The sequence below is a fragment of the Gemmatimonadota bacterium genome, from assembly GCA_041390125.1.
Lineage (GTDB): Bacteria > Gemmatimonadota > Gemmatimonadetes > Longimicrobiales > Gaopeijiaceae > JAGQIF01.
Map to the genome: position 1 here is coordinate 1 of JAWKQN010000036.1, position 7899 is coordinate 7899.

Annotated in this window: 7 protein-coding genes; 5 read left to right on the forward strand and 2 right to left on the reverse strand. The window is 70.5% G+C overall.

What is annotated here, in order from left to right; translation table 11 throughout:
* From R3E98_21630 to R3E98_21645, 4 genes are all read left to right on the forward strand, one after another.
* Positions 1–657, forward strand: a 657-nt coding sequence (locus R3E98_21630; protein ID MEZ4426011.1) for a 6-phosphofructokinase, incomplete at its 5' end; no start/stop codon positions are given.
* A 13-nt stretch (positions 658–670) separates the two neighbouring features.
* The gene (locus R3E98_21635; protein MEZ4426012.1) at positions 671–1237 is read left to right on the forward strand and encodes a DNA-3-methyladenine glycosylase I; all 567 of its coding nucleotides are present in this window, start codon (positions 671–673) and stop codon (positions 1235–1237) included.
* A 23-nt stretch (positions 1238–1260) separates the two neighbouring features.
* Positions 1261–2277: an aldo/keto reductase gene (locus R3E98_21640; protein MEZ4426013.1), complete on the forward strand. Its 1017-nt coding sequence runs from the start codon at positions 1261–1263 to the stop codon at positions 2275–2277.
* 120 nt (positions 2278–2397) lie between these two features.
* Positions 2398–3249, forward strand: a complete 852-nt coding sequence (locus R3E98_21645) for a creatininase family protein (protein ID MEZ4426014.1) — start codon at positions 2398–2400, stop codon at positions 3247–3249.
* A gap of 30 nt (positions 3250–3279) precedes the next feature.
* On the opposite strand, the gene R3E98_21650 is transcribed toward R3E98_21645, so the two are convergent.
* Complete coding sequence (locus tag R3E98_21650) at positions 3280–3516, reverse strand: thioredoxin family protein (GenBank protein ID MEZ4426015.1); 237 nt, start codon at positions 3514–3516, stop codon at positions 3280–3282.
* A gap of 133 nt (positions 3517–3649) precedes the next feature.
* Between R3E98_21650 and R3E98_21655 the strand changes: the two genes are divergently transcribed.
* Positions 3650–3997 (forward strand): winged helix-turn-helix transcriptional regulator, encoded by a 348-nt coding sequence (locus R3E98_21655; protein ID MEZ4426016.1) that lies wholly within the window; start codon positions 3650–3652, stop codon positions 3995–3997.
* Between the two features lie 50 nt (positions 3998–4047).
* On the opposite strand, the gene R3E98_21660 is transcribed toward R3E98_21655, so the two are convergent.
* On the reverse strand, positions 4048–7899 hold a 3852-nt coding region (locus tag R3E98_21660), incomplete at its 5' end, for an OmpA family protein (GenBank protein ID MEZ4426017.1).

Here is a 7899-nt window from a genome sequence, read left to right on the forward strand (position 1 = left end):
CTCGCCGCTACTGCGGCCACCTTCGGGTTCTTCACGGCGGTGGATACGGCCACGGACGCGCTGGACAAGCTGCACTCCACGGCCGAGGCCCATGAGCGGGTGATGGTCGTGGAGCTGATGGGCCGCCACACCGGCTGGATCGCGCTCTTCGCGGGAATGGCGGGCACCGCCGACGTGATCCTCATCCCCGAGATCCCCTACCGGTTGGACAGGGTCTGCGCGTCGATCGAGGACCGCTACGCCCGGGGACGCCGCTTCGCCATCGTGGCCGTGGCCGAGGGTGCCCGCGCCCTGAACGAGGACGCCGTCTTCATCGAGACCGGGCGTCCGGACGCCGCAGACCGGTACGGGGGGATCGCCGAACGGCTCGCCCGCCAGATCGCCGAGCACACCGGCAGGGAGACCCGGTCGCTCGTGCTCGGTCACCTGCAGCGCGGCGGCCACCCCAACGCCTACGACCGCCTCCTGTCGCTCCGGTTCGGCGCCGCCGCGGTGCAGATGATCGCGGACGGGCACTTCGGCTGCATGGTGGCGCTGGACCCTCCCGAGGTGAAGGCCGTGCCCATCGTGGACGCCATCCGCGAGCTGAAGCGCGTTCCCCTCGGCGGCGACGTGATCGCCACGGCCCGTGCGCAGGGGATCTGTCTCGGTGACTGAGCCGACGGAACGGATCCGCTGCGGCTGGGTCGCGAGCGCCGGTCCGCTGGACCAGGATTACCACGACCGCGAGTGGGGTGTGCCCGTCCACGGCGACGCGCACCTCTTCGAGATGATCACGCTGGAAGGCGCCCAGTCCGGGCTGTCCTGGTCCACCATCCTGAAGAAGCGCGAGGGCTACCGCGCAGCCTTCCACGGCTTCGACGCGGACCGGGTGGCACGCATGACCGCGCGCGACGTGGAGCGCCTGCTGCAGAACCCGGCCATCGTACGCCACCGGGGCAAGATCGAGTCGACCATCGCGAACGCGAAGGGAGTGGCCGCCATCCAGGACGAGATGGGCTCGTTGGATGCGTTCGTGTGGTCCTTTGTGGAGGGGACCCCACTGCAGAGCGGTCTGCGCTCCTACCGGGACGCACCGTCGGCTACGGATCACTCGCGTCGGCTGAGCAAGGCACTCAAGCAGCGCGGATTCCGCTTCGTGGGTCCCACCACCATGTACGCCTTCATGCAGGCCGCCGGACTGGTCAACGACCACGAGGTGGGCTGCTTCCGTCACGCCGCCCTGGCGCGGCCGTAGTCGCTCCACCCGAGGAGGTCTCCGTGCAGTACACGCGTCTCGGCAGCACCGGGCTCAGCGTCTCCCGTATCGCGCTCGGCTGCATGTCCTACGGCAGCAAGCAGTGGCGGAACTGGGTGCTGGAGGAGGAGGATGCGCTGCCGCACTTCCGCCGCGCCGTGGAGCTGGGCATCAACTTCTTCGACACCGCCGACGTCTACTCGATCGGCGTGAGCGAGGAGATCACGGGCAAGGCGTTGCGGGAGTTCGCGCGCCGGGATGAAGTGGTGCTGGCCACCAAGGTGCGCCTGCGCATGGGGGACGGCCCGAACAAGGTGGGCCTTTCCCGCAAGCACATCATCCAGTCGTGCGAAGCGAGCCTGAAGCGCCTCGGCGTGGAGAAGATCGACCTGTACCAGATCCACCGCTGGGACTACGACACCCCGGTGGAGGAGACGCTGGAGGCGCTGGATCAGCTCGTGCGCCAGGGCAAGGTGCTCTATCTGGGGGCGAGCTCCATGTACGCCTGGCAGCTCATGAAGGCGCTGTCCGTCTCGGAGCGGAGTGGCTGGGCCCGCTTCGTGAGCATGCAGAACCACTACAACCTGGTCTACCGCGAGGAGGAGCGGGAGATGATCCCGCTCTGCGTGGACCAGGGCCTGGGGGTCATCCCCTGGTCACCGCTCGCGCGGGGCATGCTCGGCGGAAAGCGCCAGCGCGGCAGCCACGACACCACCACGCGGGATGGCGACGACGGCGTGCTTGCCGATCAGCTCTACGATCACCCGTCGGACTGGGACGTGGTGGACGCCACGGTGCGGGTGGCGGAGCGGCGGGGTGTGGAGCCCGCCCAGGTGGCCCTGGCCTGGCTGCTGGCCCAGCCCAACGTGGCTGCCCCCATCGTGGGCAGCACCAAGGTCGCGCACATCGAATCCGCTGTGGCGGCCGTGGATCTGGAGCTCACGGAGGAGGAGCGCGCGGAGCTGGAGGCGCCCTATCAGCCCCACGGCGTCCGTGGGTGGCTGGATGGGCCGGTGCGGCTTCCTGGGATCAAGTCGTAGATTCGCGACGGAGCGACGCCTCGGCATCCTGGAGCGGGCCGAAGACGACACCCGCGCTCCGGGCCGGCCCGGGCCGACCTCGGCGCCGGGCCTGATCCCCCTCGATCCACCGGAGGACCCATGCGCGCCGCCTTCGCTTCGTCTGCGATCTCCGCCTGCGTCGCACTGGCCCTGTGCAGCGCTCCGTCGATGGCCCAGACCCGCGGCGCCCACCTGGGTGAGCTGACCTGGCCCGAAGCCGAGGTCCGCATCCGCGAAGCGCCACTGGTGGTGATCCCGTTCGGCGGGGGAGCGAAGGAACACGGGCCGCACCTGCCCATGAACGCCGACGCCCGTGTGCTCGAGTACCTGATGCAGATGGCCGTGGACTCGACGGACGTCCTGGTGGCGCCGCCCATCCTGCACGGGTGGTTCCCCGCGTTCCGGGCCTTCCCGGGCACCGAGGTGGCCGACCCCGACGTCTTCCGGCGGTACGTCCACGAGGTCGCGAAGTCGGTGGCCGAGCAGGGCGCGCGCCGGATCGTGTTCCTGAACACCGGCATCTCCATGGCGACCGGCCTGCCCATCTCCATGGTCGCGCGCGACCTGCGGGTCCAGTACGGCATCCCCGTCCTGGTGCTCTCCTGGAACGACCTGGAGACGGACGAGGTGGACGCGATCGCCGAACAGACGGCCGGCGGGCACGCGGACGAGCTGGAGACGTCCATCCACCTGTTCCTGCAGCCCGATCTGGTCCACATGGACCGGGCGGTCCAGGACTACGGCGACCTGACGCCGCGCGGATACCCCGGCTACGAGCCCGGGCTGTTCTCGCGGGACCCCGACGACCCCGAATATTCCGAGACCGGCCTCTTCGGGGATCCCACGCTCGCGACGCGCGAGAAGGGGGAGCGCGTGCTGGCGATCCTCACACGGCAGTGGCTGGCTGCGCTGCGTGGGTTCTCGCAAGCGCCGGAGCGGGAGCGGCGGTAGTGGGGCCGATCCTCCGGCCCCACCGTCCACTCAGCCGAGATCCGAGAGCGAAGCGCCGAAGTTGATGTGATAGGGCTTCGCGTCGATCACGAGCGCAGGGACCGACTCCACTCCTGCTCGACTGGCTTCCGCGATGCGTCCTCGCTGCTCACCGAGATGCACGACCTCGACCTCGTAGCGTTGTGGATCCAGGCTGCGCGCGAAGGTCTCCTCCGCAGAGACGCAGACGGGACAGCCCGCATGGTAGAACGTCGCTCGGGTCTTCATGGATCCTCCGATCGGGACGGATCCGGGGGTCCACCTGGACCTCCGGCTGGTCTCCACGGTATGCTGCCGCCGCAGACGATCAACCGGGTACCGATCGGTCGGGTACGTTCCGAACGGTAAGGATTGTGGCACGATGGGAGCAGGTTCACAGGACATCCCACCGGTCGGGCATGCGCCGGTGGCGGCGATGGTGGAGAGCATCGTCGGCTGCAAGTGGTCCCTGGCCGTGCTGGCGGCGATCCGTGGCGGTGCGCGGCGGCCCGGTGAGCTGGAACGTGCGTGCGTCGGGATCTCCGCGAAGGTGCTGAATCAGCGGCTCCGCAAGATGCAGCGGTTCGGCATCCTGACGCGCCGGAGCTATCCCGAGGTTCCCCCTCGCGTGGAGTACGATCTCACGGAGTTCGGCGAAGCCTTCACGGCGCTCCTGGATACGATCGACGTTCTCGAGCTGCGGGTCCGCAGAGGGGAGTTCGAGTCGTAGGACACGGCGTGCTCTCCAGCCACGAGGCACCTCGATCAGGCCCCGACCTCCTACAGACCGCCCCGCACCTTCAGATCCGCCTCCTGCCGCCGGGTCTCGATGCGGATCCCGTCGGGCGTGAAGTAGAACAGCACCACCCTGCGGTTCCGCGCGTGCCCCACCTCCTCCGTGGCCGGCAGATGGTTCTCGCTCTCCCCGCGCGATGCCTCGCGGAGGCGATCGGCAGCGATTCCTCGGCCTTCCAGGTACTCCCGCACGGCGCGGGCGCGGCGCCGACCCAGGTCCACGTTGTAGGCGTCGGAGCCGCGTACATCGGTGTGGCCGTAGAGGGCCACGGTGACGTCCGGGTAGGTGGCCAGCACGTCCACGACCTGATCCAGCACACCCTTGCTGACGGCATCCAGATCGGCGCGATCGAACGCGAAATGCACCACGTTCGGCACCACGAGCTGCGCCGGCGCCGGTGACTCCGGCTCCGGATCCGCCGGGGGCAGAGGTCTGCGGATGGACTCCACCGCGGCCGTATCGGCCGGGACCGGAGCGGCGGGGCGCGCGGCGGCGGGCGCCCCGGCCGCGCAGTCGCATCGGCGCGCGTCCACGGGGCTGCGAACGGACGTGTCCTCGCCCACGCGTCCACCCCGCTCACCCAACCCGAACGTGCTCTCGTCGAAGCGCCACGTCAGATCCACGAAGAAGCCCCTGTCCGTGTACTGGTCGAGCGCCAGGTCGTCGTCGCGGAAGCCGAACGCGTTGTAGCCCAGGGCGAGACGCAGGTCCTGCGACAGTCGCACGCCGAGCTCCACGCCCAGACCGTGCTGACGCCGGGTCCCGTCGAACAGCGTCCGTGCGATGCCTCCGAGGTCCAGACCACCGGTCAGATCGACGGTGGCGCGAGCCGCGAGCAACTGGGCGGAGAGCTCGCTCTCCACCGGACCGAATCGATCCGTGGCGAACTTCGCAGCCCATTCGGCGCGCGTGGTGACGCGCTCGGTGGGACGCACGTTGACGTGGCTGGAGATCACATGGGCACGGTGGTCGAGCGCACCTCCCGCAGCGAACGGATCCTCGTCCGTGCGGTGCTCGTAGCGGGCGAGCAGGTTCCAGCTCGTGCGGCTCTCGCCTCGGTAGGCCAGGCCCAGGCGCGTGCGCTCGAAGAACGCGCCGCCATCCAGAACCTTGGTGAGGGCACTCTGGGCGAGCAGGGTCGTGTTCCGACCCAGCCGACGGGCGAAGCCCAGCGTGCCCAGGACCTGGTCCGTGGTCTCCGTCGTCCGTAGCTCGCCTCGTACGGAGCCCTTCCAGAGCGGGCTGGTGGCCCACTCCAACGCGCCCGTGACGGCCAGAGCAGGACCGGTGACGGAGGACGCGGCGGGCGCCACCCGCTCGAACGTGGTGTTGACGCGCACGCCCTCGCGTAGCGTCCACTGGTTGCGCAGCCCGATCGCCGCGTGGGCCTCCCGCCCGTTCAGGCGGTCGGCGAGCCGGTACTCGGAGAAGACGCTCTGTCCCTCACGGTATTCGGCGGCCACACCGAACACGGTCCGATTCCGCTCCTGCATTCCGTTGAGCGACCAGGGCCCGGCCAGACTGGAGAGCAGCTCGTGTTGCGCGTACAGACGCGCCCGGTCGAGCACGCGCAGGTCACCCCCGACGGCAAGACGGCGGGCATCGGCGGTCTGGACGTCCTGTTCGAACTCCGCGAAGAGGGTTCCCCGCTCCGCCCACGCCGACTCCAGGCGCAGCCCGATGGCGTTGACGTCGTTGGGTACCACACCCAGGCTCTCCGCGACGGCCGCGCGCTCCTCGGTCGCATGCCGGAAGCCGAGCTCTGCGCTCCAACGCTCGCTCAGCTTGCGCGCCACTGCGAGTCGACCACCGGTGAGCACACCGTCGGTGCGTTGATCCTCGGAGCGGATGAGCTCCGCCGACACCGCCGTGCGCGCGCCCAGGAGCGTTCTTCCACTCACCCCCATCTCGGTGCGCCCCGACGCCACGCCCGCGCTCGGGTTGCGGAAGACCGAGTCGGCCGTGAGGTAGAACGCCCGCAGCTCGGCCTTGTCGGAGCGATGGAAGAGCTCCGCCCGGGCAGCAGCGCCCTCCAACACGGCCGCGCTGTCCGACCGCGCCAGCTCACCCGACAGCCAGGTGCCTGCGCCCAGGCCCAGCGTGGCGTTCACGGAGGCCAGGTCATAGCGGCCCACCGGATCGTCGCTCCGGACGGCGCTGCCGCCGACGCTCAGGCGCTCGGTGGGGCTGAAGCGTCCCTCCCCGCCGAAGACCCAGTGACGTGCACCACCGCCCTCCGCCTCGTACGTCACGCGGATGCTGATCGGGTTCAGCCGCTCATCCACCGAGGGAATCGCCCGCTTGAAGAGCAGGCGCCCGGTGAACGGCTCGATCGTGTAGTCCGTGAACCGCTGTAGGGGCGTCACGTCCAGGATGAGGCCCGGCTGGGTCCGGTCCCGCGTCACCAACTCCACCCGCTCGGAGTTGAGGAGGGCGTCCGTCCGGCTCAGCGCGTAGGGTCCGCTGATGCCCAGGGCCGGGATCTCGTCGACCCGCTGCTGGAAGCGATCGCGGCTCGCGAAGGTGCGCAGCGCGACACGGTCCGACGAGTACTGTTGCAGAGCGCCGTTCAGCGTGCGCGCGTAGCGTCCGAGCTGGGAGGCGGGGTCGTAGGACGCCGTGTTGAAGTCCCCGTAGAGCGCGTAGGAGTCTCCGCGCGCCAGGGCCCCGAAGACCCGACCCTTCGACTGGGCCTCGAACAGGTGCGGCGCAGCGTCGCCGAACACGTCGTAGAGCTCGTCCGGTCGGATGTCGTTGAAGAAGCGGCGACCCCGATCCGTCTCGGTGTCGACCCGGACCGTGGCCTGCCATCCATCCCCGACATCTCCCGTCGCGAAGGCGGCGACCCGTGCTCCGGCCATGCGGGTACCGTCGTCGCTGGTCTGGGACAACTCGACCAGCGCCTCCTGGAACCGGTCGCGCACGCCCGGTGTGAGGAGCTCCCCATCGCTCAGGGAGCGCCAGTCGATCCGGCCCTGCACGAATCCCATCAGCAGCATGCCCAGCCGCTCCCGCCCTGCGCCCGGACCGGTCGTGGCGGACGTGCGGCCATGGCGGTCGGCGGTCGGGTCCAAGGCCATCCCGGACGAGGAGCCCGGACGCCGGAACAGGGGCGCCAGCAGGGCCTGATCGGCACCGCCCGGTACCGGGCTCGCCGCGCTCGGCGCGGCCAGGCCGAACAACGCCGGACGCGGAGGCACGGTGGACGTGAACGGCGTGCGGAGCGCGCCCGCGGCCCAGGGCGCCGGCGCTCGCCGCAACTCCGTTCCGGCGCGCAACGCCCTGGCGTCCGCGAGCGCCACGTCCGGCACCGGCCCGAGCGCCGCGCGCGCGCGCGCCTCGGCCACGACGGCGACCGTCGCCGTGCGGTCGCCGAAGTCGGCGCGCGCCATCTCGCCGCGCGTCAGGTCCACCAGCTTGCTCGATCCCGAGGCCAGGTGGCGTGCCGTCAGCGCGTCCAACCGCATGCCGGCAGGCAGCGTGCGCTCATCCACCCGCACCAGCCAGTGGCGCGGCTGCAGCCCATCGAACGAGTAGCGTCCCTGGGCGTCGGTGATCGCCGACGTGCCGTCGTGCAGGTAGACACGGACACCGGGAACGCCGAGAACGTCCTCGCCGGTCGCGGTCCCGCTGTCTGCGGCGCACGCGCAGATGTCCACCCAGACGCGCCCGACGATCAGGCCCTCGTCCGTGAAGACGCCCCGGCGCAGACCCACGGCCGCCACGGCCTCGTTGCTCGCCGCCAGGCCACCGGCGCCCGTGGCGCGCGCGCGGTTGATGCCGTCGCCGAGCTCGGCCCCCACCCCCACCCGCACGCGGTAGACGATGCGGCGAAG